Below are 18,717 nucleotides of genomic sequence, written 5' to 3'. Positions count from 1 at the left end.
CCGTGTCGTGGGAAAGTAGGTTCTCGTGACCACAGCCGCCAACCCAGTCTGTATTCAATAAGGAAAGAATATAAGCGGCACCTACTTCAGCATCATTCGCCCCAGCGCTGAGGCAACGGTGCGCTGCTCCTCCTTTGAGAGTGCCGCCACAAGCCGTCGCTCGGTTTCCGCATGGTCCCTCATCGCCGGCTCCACCAAGCGTCGTCCTTGCTCGGTCAATTCGACGATGACGCCTCGGCCGTCCATGTCATCCGCCTTCCGGCGAATATAGCCAGCCTTCTCCAGCCTGCGCAGCAGGTTCGACAACCCACCCGAGGTCAGGATCAGCGAATCGAGCAACTGTTTCGGCGACATCTGGTACGGCGCGCCTTCGACCCGAAGCGTCGCCAGAACAGCGAATGCAGGATACTTTAGTCTATGCTTCGCGAGCGTTCGATTGATCGCTGTCAGAAAGATCTCGTGCAGATGCAACAGGCGGCCAACAACGGCTTTGCCGGAGCAGTCCACGTCTGGAAATTCCCGATGCCATCGCTGCATGCCGGCGCCGATGCGATCCGTCTCCACAAACGCAGTTGCCTCTTCGGCCTTAGCATGTCGTAGCGCACCATTGCGCATAGTCGTCCTCCCGATCAGGCCTTTCCAGCCGATACGCGCGCTGCGCCGCAAGCTATCAGAGGCCGAGACCATGCAATATAACTTTCGATTATCTTTCTTGAAAGATAAATCGACACATGCCATGCTCGCTGCAAGAGGGAAGGCAGAAGCTCTGCCTTCGCGGCGCAAGGCCAGGAGAACACTGGCACCTGCTCCGCAACCAGATGGGAGCAGGAACCATGAGCCATTGTCTTCGCTACACGACGGCCGCTTTACTCACGGCCGGCCTGTCCGTCATTGCCCGCGCCGAGGAGTTGGTGGTGGGAGCGTTCGGAGGTTCGTTTGCCGATAACGTCAAGGCGTGCCATGTCGCGGCCTTCGAGAAGGCCACGGGCGCAACCGTATCCCTAAAGCTCGGCAATTCCTCGCAATTCGCGGCCGCGCTCCGTGCGACGGGCGGCAAATCGGACATGGACGTGGTCTATATCGACAACTCGCTGGCGGCTCAGACCCACGGCGAAAATCTCAACGAGCGGATCGATCGGACCAAGCTGAAGAACGCCGGCGACATCATTTCGACGGCCTGGGGCAAGGACGACAGCTACGTTGTCGCCATGGTGAGCGCGACCGCACTCGTGTACAACCCCAAGCTGGTCAAGACGCCGCCGACCTCCTGGCTCGATCTCGCCGACCCGGCCTATGCCGGCAAATATGCCATCGGCGATATCAGCGGCACCGCAGGCCTGCATTATTTCCTGGCCTTGAACAAACTCAAAGGCGGCACGCTGGAAAATGTCGATCCAGGCATCGAGGCGATTAGGCCGATCGCAAAAGGCGCTGCAGTTCTCTACACCCAGGCGGACCAGTTGATCTCGCTCTTCGAGCGGGAGGAGATCGCAATCGCCCCCTGGTACCCGGATCGTGCCGGCGTCGCCATGGACAAGGGACTTTCGCTCGCTGTCGCCTATCCCAAGGAAGGCGCCGTGGGCATCCTGCCGTCCGTGATCATCCCTAAGGGCACCACGAAGTCGGAACTGGCGCACAAATTCCTTGATCAAGTCCTTTCGGCCGAGGGACAAGCCTGCTTCTCCGAGCGTGCCTATATCGGGTCAGTCAACACCAAGGTTCAGCTCTCCGACAAGCTCAAGAAGATCGTTCCTTACGGAGAAACGCTCGAGAAGGCTTGGTTCATTGACCCCGAAATCATTGCCAAGAACTCGCCCACTTGGACGCGTCGCTGGCAGCGTGAGGTGGCACGCTGAGCCAACAGTCTGACTGGCAGGAGCTTCTATGAGCGCGCTATCCTTCGAGCGGCTGGGTAAATCGTACGGAGATGTCGCAATCGTTAGCGACATCTCCCTCACGATTCACGAGGGCGAGTTCGTCTCCCTGCTCGGGCCGTCCGGCTGCGGCAAGACGACGATCCTGAGAATGGTCGCTGGTCTCGTCCAACCGAGCCGCGGGCGTATTCTGATCGGCAGCGACGATATCACCGCATTGCCACCGAACAAACGTGGACTGGGTCTTGTCTTCCAGTCCTACGCGCTGTTCCCACATCTGACAGTATACGAGAACGTTGCATTCGGTCTGCGTCGTCGCAAAGTTGCAGGCGCGGAACTCGACAAACGTGTGAAGGATGCTCTCGCGATGGTTCGGCTCGCAGATTACGGCGAGCGCTATCCGCGTCAACTTTCAGGCGGCCAGCAACAGCGTGTTGCGATCGCCCGAGCCATCGCACCGCAACCTCGCGTTCTGCTGTTTGACGAGCCCCTTTCCAACCTCGATGCGCAGCTTCGGGACGAGATGCAGATCGAGCTCAAGCGTCTGCAGCGCGCACTCGGCATCACAACGCTCTTCGTAACCCATGATCAGAGCGAGGCTCTCTCGATGTCTGATCGCGTCGGGGTGATGGCCCGAGGTGTTATGCAGCAATTCGCAACACCTGAGGATATCTACCGTCGACCTGCGACCGGCTTCGTCGCGAGCTTTATCGGAAAACCGAACCGAATTCCCGGCACGGTCGCCTCTCGTACCGGGAAAGGCGGTGTCGTGCGACTGGGCAACGCCATTGAATTGCCTGCGGCATCCCTGGATCAGCCGGCGGGCACGAAGGTCGACGTCATCATCCGCCAGGAAGCCATCCGGCTCCTGAGCGACGGAAGCGAGCCCGGTGGCCTTCAAGGCACTGTCGCGCTTCGCTCCTTCAGCGGCGCGCGGGTTCAGTATGTCGTGCGCCTGCCAGGAGGTGTGGAACTAATCGCCGAAACACCATCGCATGGGCCGCATGCTGCGCTCTCGCCGGATACGCCGGTGGTGCTGGCGATCAACGCCGATTTGGTCTTTGCCATGCGAACGGAGGGAGCCGGCGCATGATGTCCGTCCGGCAAGGCCTGCTCCTGATCGCGCCCCTGGCGCTGGTGCTCGCAGGCTTCTTCCTGATTCCTGTACTGATGCTGCTGCCCACGAGCTTCGGCGAGTATATGCCGGGTTCAGGTCTGGCCAAGGGCGTCTGGACCCTGGAAAACTACACCCGGATCGTCACTGACGAGTATTACCGCGAAGTAGTCTGGCGGACACTCGGACTCGGCCTATCCGTGACCCTTGTCTGCCTCATGTTGGGATACCCGCTGGCGTTCCTCATTGCACGAGGCCCGGAACGCTGGCGCTTGCCGCTGATCCTTCTCGTGATTTTCCCGATGATGCTGAACCTAGTGGTTAGGTCTTTCGGCTGGATTGCCCTTCTGGCCAATCGCGGCCTCATCAACAATCTCTTGATTCAGATGGGAATGATCTCGGCCCCGATCAAGCTGATGTTCAACCTGACCGGGCTGATGATCGGAATGACGCATATCTATCTCCCCTTCATGGTCCTGATGCTGGTCGCTGCAATCCGGAATGTGCCACGTGATGTCGAAGCAGCGGCCGCGACGTTGGGATCGAACCGGCTTCACGTCTTCACCTCGGTGACGCTGCCACTGTCTGCCCCAGGCATTCTCGCCGGCTCGATCCTCGTATTCGTTCTGACCATCAGTGCTCTTGTGACACCACGCATGTTGGGCGGGCCGACCTACAAGGTCATGGCGACGCTGATCTATGATGAGTATATGCAGCTTCTCGATTGGCCGAGCGGATCGGCACTGTCATTCGCGTTAACGGCCATGGCTATCGGAATCATCTGGCTGTCGAGCCGGTTGACCAAACGATGGGCGGGCATGGCATGAAGGCAGATGGCGAAACTCGTCCAGGCCTTGGCGTGACGATTGCGGCCTTTGCCGTGGTTCTTTTTCTGCAGATCCCGGTGATCGTCGTGGTCCTCGCGGCGTTCTCCACCACGTCCTACCTCACAATTCCGCCACAAGGTCTGACGTTTGCCTGGTTCGGCAAGGTGCTGAGCGATCCGGCCTATCTCTCAGCCATCCGGATGAGTCTGATCCTGGCCTGTGGCTCAACCGCGATCTCGCTGGCACTCGGGGTGGCATCAGCCTATGCCTTGTTCCGCAAGTCGATCCCTGGGTCGGAGGCGATCATCGCCTTTCTCATGGCACCGCTGGTTCTGCCAGCGGTCGTGATCGGTGTCGCGCTCCTCCAATTCTACAGTCTGACAGGATTGCGCGGCAGCTTGGTCGGCCTCCTTCTCGCGCATGTTGTCATCACGGTTCCATATATCGTGCGCTCGGCACTCGCGAGCCTAAGCGGGCTCGACCTTGCAGTCGAGGAGGCCGCACGCGTGCTCGGAGCCAGCGGCTTCGAGGCTTTCCGCCTCGTTACCCTGCCGCTCATTCAGCCCGGTCTCGTGGCAGGCGCTCTCTTCGCCTTCATCACCTCGCTCGATAATGTTCCCGTGACCATTTTCCTGATCGGCGCCAACCAAACGACCTTGCCGGTTCTAATTTTCTCATCCGTCGAAATGGGCGTCGATCCGAGCGTCGCTGCCATCTCGACACTGCTCATCGTCGCAACAGGAATCATCCTCCTGCTCGCGGAACGTCGCGCCGGCTTCCATCGCTTCGTCTGAAAAGAGTTCATATTATGCCGTTGACCAGCAAAGGCTTCCCGCTCTTCCTCACATTCGATCTCGACGCTGAGACCATGTGGACCGCGCGGGACCCCTCCTATGCCAACCGGCCGATCCTGATGTCGCAGGGAGCCTATGGCTGGAAGGTTGGAACCGGACGCATTCTTGACCTTCTCGATCGTTACGGCATCAAAGCCACCTTCTTCGTTCCCGGTCTTATCATTGATCAGCGCGAGGGACTGATCGAGGAAATCTTGAAGCGCGGTCACGAGCTGGCGCATCACAGCTATTCTCACGCGTGGATCCTGTCACTTACGCCGGAGCAAGAGCGCGAGGAGATGGAGAAGGGAATTCAGTCTATCAAGCGGGTCAGCGGCAAGAACCCACGTGGCTGGCGATCACCAGCGGCCGAAATCAGCTCCGCCACCATGCCGATGCTTGTCGAGTACGGCTTCGACTACTCATCCAACTTCTTCGACGACGACTCGCCGTACCTTCATACGGTCGCGGGCAAGGAGACAAATATCGTCGAGTTGCCCTTCCGCTGGGTCCTCGATGATGCCCCCTTCTTTCAATACTCCATCGTACTGCCCGGCCGCACGATGCAGGCGCCATCAGCCCTACTAGAGGCATGGCGGAGCGAGTTCGACGTGCTCTATGCTGAAGACCGCATGATGATGGTCGGCATGCATCCGCAGATCATTGGTCAGCCTTCTCGTATCAAGGTCCTTGAGGGATTGATTGAGCACGCCGTGAAGCACCCGAATGTCTGGATCGGCCGCTGCGACGAGATTGTCGACGACATGCGTCCCAGCCTGGTGAAGGCGAGAGCGGAGGCACGGCGGTGAGCGGTCTTCTGACCCGGCGGCGCATCCTGGTCACGGGAGGCGCAAAAGGAATAGGGCTCGCTACCGTCCAGCGCTTCGTGGACGAAGGAGCGAAGGTTGTTGCGCTCGACCGGGACGTGTCTGCACTGGCGTTGCTGGCACAATCACCAGCGAATCACTCCATCCATGTCGCAACGGCTGATGTTACTGACAGCGCCTCCGTGGCCACTGCCGTCACCTTCGCCGCAGACGTGCTCGGGGGCATCGACGGTGTCGTCAATGCGGCCGGAATCGACCTCGTCGCAGATCTTGAGGCAATGACGCTGGCGGACTGGGACCGCGTTCTCGCAGTCAACCTGACTGGACCAGTGAGCGTGATGCAGGCTGCTCTTCCATATCTGCGTGCTGCGGGGGGCGGCACCATCGTCAATGTGTCCTCTGGAGCGGGATTGTCGCCGCTGAAGCACCGTACGGCCTATTGCGCGTCCAAGGCCGGATTGCAAATGGCGTCGAAAGTCGTAGCCATGGAGGCGGCGACATTCGGCATTCGCGTCAACACGATCTGCCCCGGCGCGGTCGAGACGGAGTTGTTCCGGTCGAGCGTCGACCATGAACCTGATCCTCAAGCTGCTTACGAGGCCGTCCGCGCCCGCTATGCTCTGCAGCGCATCGCCTCACCCGACGAAATCGCCGCCGCGATCCTATGGCTGACAAGCGCGGAATCGTCCTATGTCACAGGGACGGTGATTGCAGTCGACGGCGGGCGAACCTTCCATTGAGGAGACTGCAATGAGCGAGAACCACGGCCGCTTCTCGGGAAAGACGATCGCCATCACCGGTGCCGCGCATGGGATCGGTGCTGAAACGGCCCGGCGCTTTCTGAGCGAGGGCGGGCGCGTCGCCGCCATCGACCGCGAGGAGGATGGGTTCGAGGATTACCGTGGTGGCTTTCCGTCGGATCGATTGATGGTCATGGTTGGCGATTGTACCGAGACCTCCGTTCTCGCCGAGTTCCACACCCGCACCGTCGCAGCCTTCGGCCCTGTCGATATCCTGTTCAATAACGTCGGCCAGAGTGGACGTGAGCGGGCAGCGCTTTTTCATGAATCCGAGGAAGACGTATGGCGCTTCGTTCTCGAGGTCTCACTGCTGACAACTATGCGCCTATCGCGACTCGTCGTGCCGTCCATGCGCGAGCGGGGCGGACGCATCATCAACATGTCCAGCGACGCGGCTCTTGTAGGTGATGCGGGCCTCGCCGATTATGCCGCGGCCAAGATGGGAATTATCGGCTTTACCCGCTCGCTCGCCCGCGAACTCGCGCCCTTCGGCGTCACGGTCAACGCAGTCGCTCCTGGCGCTATTCGTACCCGTGCTCACGACCGGCTCACACCCACTGTTATCGAGAAGATCAAGGCCTCGACCCCCGCCGGATACATCGCAGAGCCGGCAGACGTAGCTGGCTGCGTCGCGTTCCTGGCGAGTGAAGAGGCTCGGTATGTCACCGGTCAGACCCTGCTGATCGATGGCGGCCGGTGGATGATCTGACAAGAGGGCCCGATGACTGCCATTGCCGATCTCTCCGCAAAGGATCTCGCGACCGCGATTCAGACGAGGACGATTTCTCCGGTCGAAGCAGTCGAGGCAGCGCTCGACCGGATCGAGGAGCGCCGTGAACTCAATGCCTTCATGGCGATCTGTGCCGATCGTGCCCGGGAAGAAGCGCGAACGGCGGAGGCCGCCATGATGAGCGGCACCTCACTCGGCCCTCTTCATGGCGTACCGTTCTCGGTCAAAGACCTGACGAATACTGAGGGCGTTGCAACGACACAAGGCTGCGCGCTGTTCGCGAACTCGGTACCCGCAACCGATGCCGTCGCCGTCGCTCGCGCACGAAATGCCGGCGCTATTCTGATCGGCAAGACGACAACGCCAGAGTTCGGTCACAAGCCGTTCACCGAGGGCCCCTTTTTCGGACGGACGCTCAACCCATGGAACTCGAACTATACCTGTGGAGGCTCGTCCGGGGGCGCCGCAGTCGCAGTCGCAGCCGGTATGGGGCCGCTTGCACTAGGCACCGATGGAGGCGGTTCCATCCGTATTCCCGCTGCCTGCTGCGGCGTAGTGGGGCTGAAGGCGACGCTCGGTCTGATCCCGAACCTTCAGGCCCCTGATCTGTTTGGGGCGAACTCTTTCGTCGGTCCGATGGCACGCGATGTCTCTGACACACGACTGATGTTCGACGTCCTGAAAGGGCCTGATCGGCGAGACCCGTATGGACAGATTAGCGCCGTACCGGAGCGTGTGCGTGCGGACGGCGATCGTCCGCGCATCGGCTTCTTGCTCCGATGCGGCAACATCCTCGATCCGGAGGTTGAGACATCCGTCGTCGCCGCGATGAAGCAGGCCGAATCCTTAGGTATGATCGTCGAACCGATCGAACTCGACCTTGTCTCGCTCGAGTCGCATTTTCTGGTGATTTTACGATCCCTCCTGTTGGCGCGGCTAGGTTCGCATGTCGAGCACTCGCCGGAAAAGCTCGATCCGACCCTGCGGGCGACGATCGAGGCTGGGCGCGGCTATAGCGCCGTGGATCTGCATGACGCTCAGTTTGCGAGAACGAAGTGTTTCCTTCAGATCCAGGATATCCTGTCTCGTTTTGATCTGATAGCCTCGCCGACGCTCTCAGCCCCGCCGCTTCCGGTTGATCTCGACCCACTCGGGCGAATCGAGATCGCAGGGCGCGATGCGGGCACGGTCCGGGGAGCCTGGTACCCCTATACATTCCCATTCAATCTGACTGGACATCCGGCGATTTCCTTGCCCTGCGGCTTTTCCAATGCTGGCCTTCCGATTGGCCTGCAGCTCGTTGGCCGCTGGTTCGAGGAAAGCTACCTCCTTGATATTGCATATCAACTGGAGGCGGGTCTCGACTTCAAAGCTCATGCGGCGGAAAAGATGCGCTCCGAAGTTGGAATCGGGCACGCAAGGCCGTCGAGGGGATAAGCACGCTCCACAACGAGCATGCTCCTTTCACATCGTAAGGATCAAGATTAGGGCATCTCGGACCGCAGCGATCCGGCGAAGACCGCGCGTGGACAGGTCAGAACCTTGGTTTTGTGACGATCATGTTCAATGCGCTCCTGCACGAAGCCCGAGCACGTGTGGCCAGAACCGAAACCTCATCAGCCGCGATCGATCGCTTAGGCGTGGGTCCGTTTAGCGAGCGTCCATCAGCAACTCACCGGCACGAAGCTATAACTGAGATTGAGCGTGTACCGAGTACAATTACCAGTAGCTTTCCGTCTTTCGGTGCACTGACCACACATATGCCAGACGCGGAGGCGTCTCTCGGCCATGCATATACTGCGGCGATGCTCCCGCGGCTCAAAGCCACGGCGATGGGCAGGTATGTCTCGTAGGACGCTCATTCCAATGCCGTCAATGAATGCCATCGTCTCCCCTTCAGGGTCGCTATGACCGCAACGTTGCAGTCCGCTCGTAGTGCCCCGAAAGGGCCCTCACGACTACTACGCGTTGACTAAGCTACCTCGCTTGACTGGATGACCTTGGTATGTATTCTGGTCTTACCACGGTAAGAAAGAAATGTCCGCTGATCTTGAGATCACGCGGCTTAGGGAGAGTGGCGGCAAAGGGTTCGAGAAGGTCTTCGCCTTCTTGCGCGAGCGCTTGCTCGCGGGCTCTTTGCGGCCGGGTGACCGGCTCATCCCTGAACGCGATCTAGCTGCGCAGCTCGGCGTGAGCCGGCCGATCTTGCGAGAGGCTTTGCGTGCCTTGACTGTCCTCGGGGTCGTGGAGATCCGTGACCGCGTTGGCACGATCGTTCGGCGCCCCGATCTCAGCGTTCTCAATGACTTCTTTACGTTCGCTTTCGCGCAGCAATCTGAAGTCATCGACGACGTGATGCAGGCGCGTATCGCAATCGAATGTCAGGCGGTCCGGCTTGCAGCCGAGCGGGCCACTGTCACGGATTTCGAGAAGCTTCAGCAGGCGCTCGCCCGCATCATCGAGACCATTGATGACGCCGAAGCCGGCGGCGTCGCCGACTTCGAATTTCATCGCACCGTCGTGATGGCGGGAAAATCCGAAACCCTCCTCGTCCTGCATGATTCCATGTCCGGGATCCTGATGCGATCTCACCAGGGGCGCCGAGAACTCCTCCAGGTTTTCGACACGATGAAAACCTACCTGATCGAGGACCATCGCCGCATCTTCGATGCGATCGTAGGGCGCGACCCCGAACATGCGGAGAAGATCATGCGGGAGCATTTCGCGATCGGCGACGATTTCCGCCGTCGCGCAGCAATCGGCGCACCCGGAACCCGGAACGCCCCGGGACAACACGATACAAGCGAGACGCGCTGATGCAGAAAGATGCTAAAAAATCAGTCGGGTTCGTCGGACTGGGGACGATGGGGCGTGAAATGGCGCTCAACCTGCTCAAAGCGGGCTATGCCGTGTGCGCTTACGACATCCGCAAAGATGCCGTGAACGAGCTCCGCTCCCATGGCGCGACGGCTGCGGAAAGCGTGGCGGACGCAGCGAGGGATGCGGATATCGTCATTTCCATGCTCCCCGATACTCCGCAGGTCGAAGGAATCGTCTATGGCGAAGGCGGCCTTCTGCACGCACCTCCGCAGGGGCGGCTCTTCGTCGACATGAGCACGATCGCGCCTGGCGCGGTCCGGCGCATGCATGCCGATCTCAGGACCGCGGGTGTAGCGTTCCTCGACGCACCCGTCTCCGGCGGTCCGGTCGGCGCGAGGAATGCTTCCCTTTCGATCATGGTCGGCGGCGACAAGGACGCCTTCCTGCGCGCCGAGCCATATTTCCGGGCCCTGGGCACGACGATCACCCATGTGGGCGAGATCGGAGCCGGACAGACCGTCAAGCTTTGCAACCAGCTCGTATGCGCCATCAATCTCCAAGCGATCTGCGAAGCGCTCGCGCTCGGTCGCGCCTCCGGCGTTGATCTCGACCAGCTCCGGGAAGTGCTTCTCGGCGGTTCGGCCGCATCCTGGATGCTCGATAAGCTGGGTCCGACTATGATCGCCGGCGATGTATCTGCTGGCTTTCGGATCGACCTGATGATCAAGGATCTGCGCCTCGTGCAGGAACAGGCCCTCTCGCTTTCAGTTCCGCTGCCGGGGACGGCGCTCGTGACCACCCAGTATGTCGAGGCACGCGCCCACGGCGAGGGCACGAACGGCAATCAGGCTCTTTTCCGGGTCTACGATCGGATGACCAGCCGAACGCCAGCCTGATGAGGGACCGACAAGGATGAACCTCAATCTGGACTTCGGCGCCATCATCGAGCGATGGCCCACCTTCCTCGACGGGGCGCTGCTCACTCTTCAGCTCGCCTTGATCGCGACCGTTCTGGGCACGGCGATCGGAGTTCTCGGCGCCATTGGCAGGCGCAGCCGGAATCCCGTCGCTTCAAGGATCTGCGGTATCTATGTCGAGACAATCCGTAACACGCCGCTTCTGGTTCAGATTTTCCTCGTCTATTTCGGCTTGGCAAGCCTGGGGCTGAAGTTCTCCGCGTTCGCAGTCGCGGCAGCCGCTCTCACGATCAATGTCGGTGCGTACACGACTGAGATCATCCGCGCGGGCTTCGACGCCATCCCTCGTGGACAGATTGAGGCCGCTGAAGGCCTCGCCCTGTCCCGCGGGCAGATCTACTGGCACGTGATCATGTGGCCGGCGATCGAAAAGGTCTATCCGTCCCTAACAAGCCAGTTCGTTCTGCTGATGCTGGCCTCTTCCGTGACCTCCCAGATTTCGGCGGAGGAGCTAACAGCGGTCGCGAACTACGTGCAGTCCGACACCTATCGTGCTTTCGAGACCTACATTCTCGTCGCGCTCGTTTACATCGTTCTATCGCTGATCATGCGCGCTGGTTTCTGGCTGCTCGGACTTGTCATCTTCCCGCGCCGCCGACGCCTTGGCACGCTTTTGTGAGGAGGGGTCGATGGGCGGTTCCCTGAATGCCAATCACCTCATGTTCCTGGGCCACGGGGCATTATGGACGATCGGCCTGTCCCTCATTGGCTTGGTCGGCGGTGGCATCGCCGGGTTCGTCATCGCCCTCTGCCGCATCTCGCCGAACAGGGTCATACGGCTTCTCAGCGCAGGCTATGTCCAGCTTATCCAGGGCACGCCTCTTCTCGTCATCATGTTCCTGACCTACTTCGGGCTGCCGACACTGGGCGTAACGGTCTCGCCGCTGACGGCCGCCGGCGCGTCGCTCACCATCTATGTCGGCGCATATCTTGGCGAGATCTGGCGTGGCAGCATCCAATCCGTGCCACGGCCACAATGGGAGGCTGCGGAAGGGCTCGCCCTCAGCCGCTCTCAGCGGATGATGAAAGTCATCCTGCCGCAAGCCATCCGGATCGCGACACCTCCAACCGTAGGCTTCATGGTGCAGATTATCAAGAACACCTCGCTGGCCTCGGTCGTGGGCTTCGTGGAACTCGCGCGATCCGGTCAGATCATCAATAACTCACTGTTCGAGCCGTTCCTGATCTACACGATCATCGCCGTGATCTATTTCGCTCTTTGCTATCCGATCTCGCGCATCAGCCGTCGCCTGGAAATGCGCAGCGGCCCTGGCCGCCTCTCACTCGGGACCGCCTGACATGCACACGACTTTGAACGCAGCGGCGCAAGCTCCGGTCGTTTCCCTCAAGAACGTGCACAAAAGTTTCGGCACGCTCAAGGTGCTCGATGGTGTCAGTTTCGAGGTGAAGCGCGGGGAAGTCCTCGTCCTGATCGGGCGTAGCGGCTCCGGCAAAAGCACCGCCCTCCGGTGCATTGACCGTTTCGAAACGATCGACAGCGGCGAGATCACCGTGTGCGATCATCGCGTCAGCGACCCGAAGCTCGATCTGAGGGCTCTGCGTCAGGATGTTGGCATCGTCTTTCAGAGTTACAACCTGTTCCCTCACCTCACGATCGAGGAGAATATTACGCTAGCCCCCTGTTCCGTGAAGGGTATCTCGAAGGCCCAAGCGAAGGAGCAAGCGCGGTGGGTCCTTTCCCAGGTCGGCCTGGAGGACAAGCTTCACCAGTATCCCGAGCAGCTTTCCGGCGGCCAGCAGCAGCGTGCAGCGATTGCCCGTTCGCTCGCCATGCAGCCCAAGGTGATGCTGTTCGACGAAGTGACTTCTGCCCTCGACCCGGAACTAACCGGCGAGGTTCTCAAAGTCATTGAGGCACTCGCTGCAAATGGCATGACCATGGTGATGGTTACGCACGAGATGGGATTTGCCAGAGGTATCGCCAATCGGGTCGTCTTCATGCACCGCGGAAAGGTCCACGAGACTGGACCTGCCGGGATCCTGATCTCACCCGCAACACCGGAACTTGCCCAGTTCGTTGGCACAGGGCTCTAAACGAAAACCAAGATCGAGGGAGATAATGAAGATGATGAAACGCCCAGTTTCTGCTGCTGTATTGGCTATGACGTGCATGGTGGCGCTCGGTACCACAGCCGCACAGGCCGACCTTCTCGATGACATCATGAACGCGAAGAAGATCAGGATCGCAACCGACATGGCGATCCCGCCGTCCGGCATGATGGATGCCAATCTCAAGCCGACGGGATCGGATGTGGAGACGGCTCAGCTCCTTGCGAAGGATCTGGGGCTCGAACTCGAATTCGTTCAGACCACCGGTGCGACCCGTATTCCGAATATCCAGACAAACAAGGCGGATATCATCATCTCGACCCTTTCCGTCACTCCGGATCGCGCCAAGGTGATCGACTTCACCAAAGCCTATGCAGCGCTGCAATCCGTCGCCGCCTGCCTGAAAAGTGTCGAAGCAAAGTCCTGGGAAGACTTGAAAGGCAAGACCATCGCGGTCTCCCGCGGAACGACCCAGGATACCGAACTTTCGAACATGAAAGATCGGAACCTCACCCTTGCCCGCTTTGACGACGATGCCACGATGGTGACGGCCGCCGTCTCTGGTCAGGCGGACTGCGTTGCAACTTCGGCGACAATTGCGAATCAGATCGGCGTCAAAAATCCGGCCCGCGTCTTCGAGCCAAAGGTTCTCATCCGTACCTTCGATCTTGCCATCGGCGTTCGCAAAGGTGAGCCTCGTCTGGTCGAGAAGCTCAACGAATGGATCTCGACCAACTTGAAGAATGGCAAACTCAACGAGATATACAAAAAGTTCCATGGCAGCGAACTTCCGCCGGAAATGCGGGGCTAAGCCCTAAGAATTCGAGTGGTGCTCCGGCACCACTCACCCTTCAAGGATCAAGGAAAGGCTCTTCAATGCGCGTCGTAATCGGGTCGGATCATGCCGGATGGCCCCTCAAGAACTCGGTGGTCGAACATGTCCGCTCGCTCGGACATGAGGTCATCGATGTCGGATCTTTCGATGATAAGCCTGTCGACTTTCCGGACATTGCCCGCGCACTGACTCAGAAGGTGAAGTCTGGCGAAGCCGATCGCGGCATCATGGTCTGCGGGACCGGCGTCGGTGCGTCGATTGCCGCCAACAAAGTCAAAGGAATTCGCGCGGCCGTTTGCCACGATATCCACTCGGCGCATCAATCCGTTGAGCATGACGACGTCAATGTCATGTGCATCGGCGCCAAGATCGTGGGATCCTGGCTCGCAGAGGACCTTGTCGCGTCCTACCTTTCGGCGACATTCTCGACTGATGAGGATTGCCGCCGCCGGGTGGAGAAGCTCCACGCGATGGATGCCGAAGGGTGAAAACGACCAATTTCTAAGTTTCGAGGGAGCGCGTGTGACATGATCCTTGTTTTTGGTTCAATCAACATCGATCTTGTTGCCCGCGTTGCCTCAATTCCACGTCCGGGAGAAACCGTTCTCTCCCCGAGCTATAAGACCCTGTTCGGCGGGAAGGGTGCGAACCAGGCAATTGCGGCAGCACGCGCATCCTTGCCGCATCGTGTGGCAATGGCAGCCTGCGTCGGCGATGACGGCTTCGGCCGATCTGCCCGCGACAATCTTGCTCGCAACGGCGTCGCGGCTGATCTTGTCGCCAGCGGCCCCCAACCAACCGGATGTGCTTTCATCACCGTGGATGAGCGAGGCGAGAATGCGATCACCGTTGCAAGCGGCGCGAACGCCTTTCTGACCGAGGCCCAAATTCGCGGTTTTCAACCGGACGCTTCGACGGTTGCAGTCCTTCAGATGGAAGTCCCCTTCGGGGCATCCCTCGATGTCGCCCGGCGGGTACGACAGGCGGGAGGCCGCGTCATCTGGAACTTCGCACCCGCTCCGCCAGCATTTCCGGCGAGTGACCTATCCGATCTGCTCGACGAGACCGACATCTTCGTGGTCAATGAGCATGAAGCCATTACGGCAGCCGGGCTCCTCGGCAGGACAGCCAGAGATTTCGAGGAAGCTGGAGCCTATCTCTCGACACGCGGCTGCACGTGCGTCGTCACGGCAGGCGCGCGCGGCGCCTTTGCGTATCATCCCGACGGGCACAGCGAGAGGGCTGCAGCAAAGCCGATCCGGCCTGTCGATACCACTGGGGCTGGCGACACCTTCGTTGGTATCCTGGCCAACGGCTTGGATGAGGCGCTGTCCTTCACGGCGGCTCTCGAGCGGGCGTGCCGCGGGGCCTCGCTTGCCTGCCTTGCCGATGGCGCTCAGGCCGGCATGCCGACGCGCGAGCAACTCGGAACGGCTTGAACCAGAGACACGGACCGGTTGGCCAAGCTCAAAAGTGACGCATCTGCCTTAATGTAGGCAGCAGGTGTTGCTATGCTGTCTCTGCCTGTGCTTTTGCCAAGGGTATGTCAATGGGAGACGACAGCCTTCAATACACGACGAAGCGGGATAATGTTCTCACAACTTTCGTCACACGAATGGTATCCGCTCCGGTTGTACACGCTATTGGATCCCGCTTAGTCAATGCGGACCACACCTCTTAGATGCCAGTCTCGATGTCGCGCTCTCCATCGTCACTCTTGTTCTGGGCTTTTATCGTCGTGGCATCCGGGATTGGTGGCTCATTAGCCTTCATCTATTCCGGCCTGTACGATGTCTCCGCTACCAGGCAGCACACACCACTAACCTACTGGGCCTTGAGCACAGCACGGCGCCAGTCGATCCACGCACATGCCGCCAAAGTATCGTCACCGCTCGACCTGACCAACGCAGATCTTGTCGCCGAAGGGCTCGTCCTGTTCGATCAGCACTGTTTACAATGTCATGGCGCACCAGGGATCGCGCCGGATGCGATCGGTCTCGGGATGATGCCCTCCCCGCCGAACTTCGCCCAAATGGGTCAGGAACTGCCGGCATCAGAGATCTACTGGGCCGTTTCAAAGGGCATAAAGCTTACAGGGATGCCCGCGTGGGAGTTCCGCCTGAGTGAGCGTGAACGCTGGGCGATCGTCGCATTCCTGAAAAGCTCTCCAGCACTGACGCCCGACGAATACCAAGCACGACGTGACAGACTGATGTCGGCGGACGAGGGACGACAGACGTCTCACGAATCGGAAACCCTCTGGAAAGCGGAAGGCGCGGTGGAGCGGGGCCGCGTTGCAATCCAGCAATACGCGTGTCAGACCTGTCACGTTATCCCTGGAGTTTGGGGCCCCGATGTGCAGGCTGGCCCCCCGCTTAAAGGCATCGCGGAGCAAATCTACCTTGCCGGTGTTCTGTTGAATACGCCCGCTCATATGATCGAATGGCTGCGCGATCCGCAGAAGGTCAAACCGCTTACCGCCATGCCGAAACTAGGCGTGACCGATCACGATGCCCGCGACATCACAGCTTACCTCTATACATTGCGGTAGAGGGCTTTCGCAGCGGTTTCCCATGAAAGGCGGCAGCACAATACGCTGAGCCGACACGATGCCTGGACGCTCCATCAGCTTATAATCGTCGTTGTTGACTACAATCTTCCCCGGTCGAGTGGTTCGGGACGCCTTCAAAGCAGATAGCAAGGTAATGAGAAGATTGAATTCCACACAAAGGAAAACAGCCTTAGCCAAGGGCGTCTCGATTCACTGTCGCAAACGACGAGTTATCCCGCCTGATCCTGGATCGCATAAGACATCGAGTCTCACGACCACCGCAAAACCGGATGCCATCTGTACCAAGTTGGGCGTCAATAATTAGTCCTTTGCCTTGAGATTGCCAGACTTGGTCTGTCAGGTTCAAGCAACAATACCTTAACGACACAAGGGCCGGGGGCAATGTGGCAGCCACTCTGCGGGATTCTGGAAGTTCGTGCGCTTCTCATAAAAGCACTTTGTCCGATAGCGCTGATCTTGATCGGCGGCGGATCCGAAGCCCAAGTTCTCTCTTCCCTCCCATCCCGATCCGATCCACTCGCCATTAAGCGCTATGCCGCTGCTCCAGTGCCGGCCTGGGCCCGCTTCTGTCGGCAAAGGCCCAAGGAATGTGCGGTGAACTCCTCCGAATTGGCGACGATCACGCTGACGCCTGAAGCTTGGGAGACACTCCTCCGGGTCAACCGCCAAGTGAACGCCACGATCAAACCCATGACCGACTTGGAGCATTGGGGGGTTGAGGATCGCTGGGACTTAGCCGAGGATGGTTACGGCGATTGCGAGGACTACCAACTCGTCAAGCGCAAGCGCCTCGTTGCGGCCGGCTTTCCCCAGCGGGCGTTGCGCATGACGGCGGTGATCGATGAGGACGGCGCACCACATGCGGTCATGATGGTACGAACCGACCATGGTGACTTCATTCTCGACAACAAGCGCAACGCGGTCCTGCCATGGCGGGAGACCGGCTACACCTACCTGCAGCGTGAAGGCAGCACAGGATCGACTTGGGTCTCGTTGGGCGGAGCCTATGCCTCACCCGTCGCTACGGCAGGCCGCTGATTGCGGTCGCCGTCAGTCTGTGGGTGTCGTCGCGCAGGGATAGAGTGCTGCCCCATCGATCAGGAACGGGTCTCAGTTTGTATTGACGACGAACGACAGATCCTTCCTGCCCTTCACTGGCGCAAAGGCGACGCTGCCACCGGTTTGAACCAGGATCGCGCGCGGTCGAAACGAGGAGTGCAGCGGTCGGCCTTAATGTTTTGGAGCCGGTCAACCATCGGAGGCTTCGCACAATTCAAGGGACATTGGATCCCCATAAAGAAGGAGGCAGATCATCTGCCTCCTTTGTGTGGCGCATCACGAATATTGCGCCGCTGACCCTTTCAGGCCGATCGTCACCGGATCGGAGGAGCAAATTGAATACCGCCCTTCGTCCAGAGGTTATTCACCCCTCTGGGAAGACCGATCTTGCTCTTTGAGCCGAGATTGCGCTCAAACGACTCACCGTAGTTTCCGACGTGGCGCACGATCCTCGACACCCAATCCGTCGTCAGACCCAAATTCTCGCCGAATTTGCCCTCGGTTCCCAGAAGGCGGCGGATTTCGGGGTTCTCCGTTTTCAGCATTTGATCGACGTTGTCCTGTGTAACGCCGAGCTCCTCCGCATTAATCAATGCGAAAACCGTCCAGCGCACGATGTCGAACCACTGATCGTCACCCTGACGCACATAGGGGCCAATCGGTTCTTTCGAAATCACCTCTGGGAGGAGCATATGCTCCTCCGGATCGGCCATCTTCAGGCGATATGAGACGAGCTGAGACATATCGGTGGAAAGCGAATCGCAACGCCCGCTCTCATAGGCCTTTACGGTGTCGTCAATTCCCTGGAAGGTGACGACATCGTATTTCATCCTGTTCGTGCGGAAGTAATCCGCAAGATTGAGTTCGTTCGTCGTTCCCTGAACAGTGCAGATGGTCGCTCCGTCAAGCTCTTTGACCGACTTGATATTGGCGCTTTCGCGGATCTGAAAGCCTTGTCCGTCGTAGTAGTTCACCGCCGTGAAGTTCAGGCCTTGGCCAGCATCCCGGCTTAGCGTCCATGTGGTCGTGCGCGGGAGCACGTCAATCTCACCGCTCTGAAGCGCTGTCAGGCGATCCTTGCTCGCCAAGGGAATGAATCTGACCTTCGCCGGATCGTTAAAGATCGCCGCCGCCAGTGCACGGCATATATCGACGTCCAACCCCGCCCAATTGCCTTGGCTGTCCGCCAAACTGAAACCCGCAATGCCCGTGCTTGTGCCACATATGAGGTGATCGCGCTCCTTGACCTTCTGAAGCGTGCCCTGCGCCAGCGCGGCGGAGCTCAATAGGATTGATCCCGCCAGTGCGAACAAGGCGGTTTTCACGGTCAGCGGCATGTCGTTTCCTCCTGCAAGAATTGTTGCGGTTGTCGTCCGCCA

Annotated in this window: 20 protein-coding genes; 18 read left to right on the top strand and 2 right to left on the bottom strand. The window is 59.5% G+C overall.

The window, feature by feature from the left end:
* Positions 1-81: 81 nt before the first annotated feature.
* A complete protein-coding gene (locus ACS5Q0_RS08790; RefSeq protein WP_473126240.1) occupies positions 82-615 on the bottom strand; it encodes a MarR family winged helix-turn-helix transcriptional regulator in 534 nt (177 codons plus the stop codon).
* A 218-nt stretch (positions 616-833) separates the two neighbouring features.
* Between ACS5Q0_RS08790 and ACS5Q0_RS08785 the strand changes: the two genes are divergently transcribed.
* The 18 genes from ACS5Q0_RS08785 (at position 834) to ACS5Q0_RS08700 (ending at position 17,317) form a co-directional block, all read left to right on the top strand.
* Complete coding sequence (locus ACS5Q0_RS08785) at positions 834-1,856, top strand: ABC transporter substrate-binding protein (RefSeq protein WP_473126239.1); 1,023 nt, start codon at positions 834-836, stop codon at positions 1,854-1,856.
* A gap of 28 nt (positions 1,857-1,884) precedes the next feature.
* Positions 1,885-2,967 (top strand): ABC transporter ATP-binding protein, encoded by a 1,083-nt coding sequence (locus ACS5Q0_RS08780; protein WP_473126238.1) that lies wholly within the window; start codon positions 1,885-1,887, stop codon positions 2,965-2,967.
* Positions 2,964-3,815, top strand: coding sequence for an ABC transporter permease (locus tag ACS5Q0_RS08775; protein ID WP_473126237.1), 852 nt, complete (start codon positions 2,964-2,966; stop codon positions 3,813-3,815). The genes ACS5Q0_RS08780 and ACS5Q0_RS08775 overlap by 4 nt, the downstream gene beginning before the upstream one ends.
* Positions 3,812-4,609, top strand: coding sequence for an ABC transporter permease (locus ACS5Q0_RS08770; protein ID WP_473126236.1), 798 nt, complete (start codon positions 3,812-3,814; stop codon positions 4,607-4,609). The genes ACS5Q0_RS08775 and ACS5Q0_RS08770 overlap by 4 nt, the downstream gene beginning before the upstream one ends.
* 74 nt (positions 4,610-4,683) lie before the next feature.
* Positions 4,684-5,457 carry a polysaccharide deacetylase family protein gene (locus ACS5Q0_RS08765; protein ID WP_473126235.1) on the top strand — a complete coding sequence of 258 codons (774 nt, stop codon included), beginning with the start codon at positions 4,684-4,686 and terminating at the stop codon, positions 5,455-5,457.
* On the top strand, positions 5,454-6,215 hold the full coding sequence (locus ACS5Q0_RS08760; protein WP_473126234.1) for an SDR family NAD(P)-dependent oxidoreductase: 762 nt from the start codon (positions 5,454-5,456) through the stop codon (positions 6,213-6,215). Before ACS5Q0_RS08765 ends, ACS5Q0_RS08760 begins: the two co-directional genes overlap by 4 nt.
* A gap of 10 nt (positions 6,216-6,225) precedes the next feature.
* Entirely contained in the window at positions 6,226-6,984 is a 759-nt protein-coding gene (locus ACS5Q0_RS08755) for an SDR family NAD(P)-dependent oxidoreductase (protein WP_473126233.1), read from the top strand.
* A 12-nt stretch (positions 6,985-6,996) separates the two neighbouring features.
* Positions 6,997-8,442 (top strand): amidase, encoded by a 1,446-nt coding sequence (locus ACS5Q0_RS08750; protein ID WP_473126232.1) that lies wholly within the window; start codon positions 6,997-6,999, stop codon positions 8,440-8,442.
* A 600-nt stretch (positions 8,443-9,042) separates the two neighbouring features.
* The gene (locus ACS5Q0_RS08745; RefSeq protein WP_473126231.1) at positions 9,043-9,822 is read left to right on the top strand and encodes a FadR/GntR family transcriptional regulator; all 780 of its coding nucleotides are present in this window, start codon (positions 9,043-9,045) and stop codon (positions 9,820-9,822) included.
* On the top strand, positions 9,822-10,721 hold the full coding sequence (locus ACS5Q0_RS08740) for an NAD(P)-dependent oxidoreductase (RefSeq protein ID WP_473126230.1): 900 nt from the start codon (positions 9,822-9,824) through the stop codon (positions 10,719-10,721). The genes ACS5Q0_RS08745 and ACS5Q0_RS08740 overlap by 1 nt, the downstream gene beginning before the upstream one ends.
* A gap of 16 nt (positions 10,722-10,737) precedes the next feature.
* Positions 10,738-11,421 (top strand): amino acid ABC transporter permease, encoded by a 684-nt coding sequence (locus tag ACS5Q0_RS08735; protein ID WP_473126229.1) that lies wholly within the window; start codon positions 10,738-10,740, stop codon positions 11,419-11,421.
* Positions 11,422-11,431: 10 nt separating this feature from the next.
* A complete protein-coding gene (locus ACS5Q0_RS08730) occupies positions 11,432-12,100 on the top strand; it encodes an amino acid ABC transporter permease (protein ID WP_473126228.1) in 669 nt (222 codons plus the stop codon).
* 1 nt (position 12,101) lies between these two features.
* Positions 12,102-12,857, top strand: a complete 756-nt coding sequence (locus ACS5Q0_RS08725) for an amino acid ABC transporter ATP-binding protein (protein WP_473126227.1) — start codon at positions 12,102-12,104, stop codon at positions 12,855-12,857.
* Between the two features lie 34 nt (positions 12,858-12,891).
* Positions 12,892-13,683, top strand: a complete 792-nt coding sequence (locus ACS5Q0_RS08720) for a transporter substrate-binding domain-containing protein (RefSeq protein ID WP_473126334.1) — start codon at positions 12,892-12,894, stop codon at positions 13,681-13,683.
* Between the two features lie 65 nt (positions 13,684-13,748).
* A complete protein-coding gene (gene rpiB / locus ACS5Q0_RS08715) occupies positions 13,749-14,195 on the top strand; it encodes a ribose 5-phosphate isomerase B (protein WP_473126226.1) in 447 nt (148 codons plus the stop codon).
* Between the two features lie 39 nt (positions 14,196-14,234).
* A complete protein-coding gene (locus tag ACS5Q0_RS08710; RefSeq protein WP_473126225.1) occupies positions 14,235-15,146 on the top strand; it encodes a ribokinase in 912 nt (303 codons plus the stop codon).
* Between the two features lie 254 nt (positions 15,147-15,400).
* A complete protein-coding gene (locus ACS5Q0_RS08705) occupies positions 15,401-16,258 on the top strand; it encodes a c-type cytochrome (RefSeq protein ID WP_473126224.1) in 858 nt (285 codons plus the stop codon).
* A gap of 402 nt (positions 16,259-16,660) precedes the next feature.
* Positions 16,661-17,317, top strand: a complete 657-nt coding sequence (locus ACS5Q0_RS08700; protein WP_473126223.1) for a transglutaminase-like cysteine peptidase — start codon at positions 16,661-16,663, stop codon at positions 17,315-17,317.
* A gap of 335 nt (positions 17,318-17,652) precedes the next feature.
* On the opposite strand, the gene ACS5Q0_RS08695 is transcribed toward ACS5Q0_RS08700, so the two are convergent.
* Entirely contained in the window at positions 17,653-18,675 is a 1,023-nt protein-coding gene (locus ACS5Q0_RS08695) for an amino acid ABC transporter substrate-binding protein (RefSeq protein ID WP_473126222.1), read from the bottom strand.
* Positions 18,676-18,717 lie beyond the last annotated feature (42 nt).

It is taken from the genome of Microvirga sp. HS2 (assembly GCF_055792805.1).
Note: the sequence above shows the minus strand (reverse complement) of the source record. Positions and strands in the feature narration are given on the sequence as shown.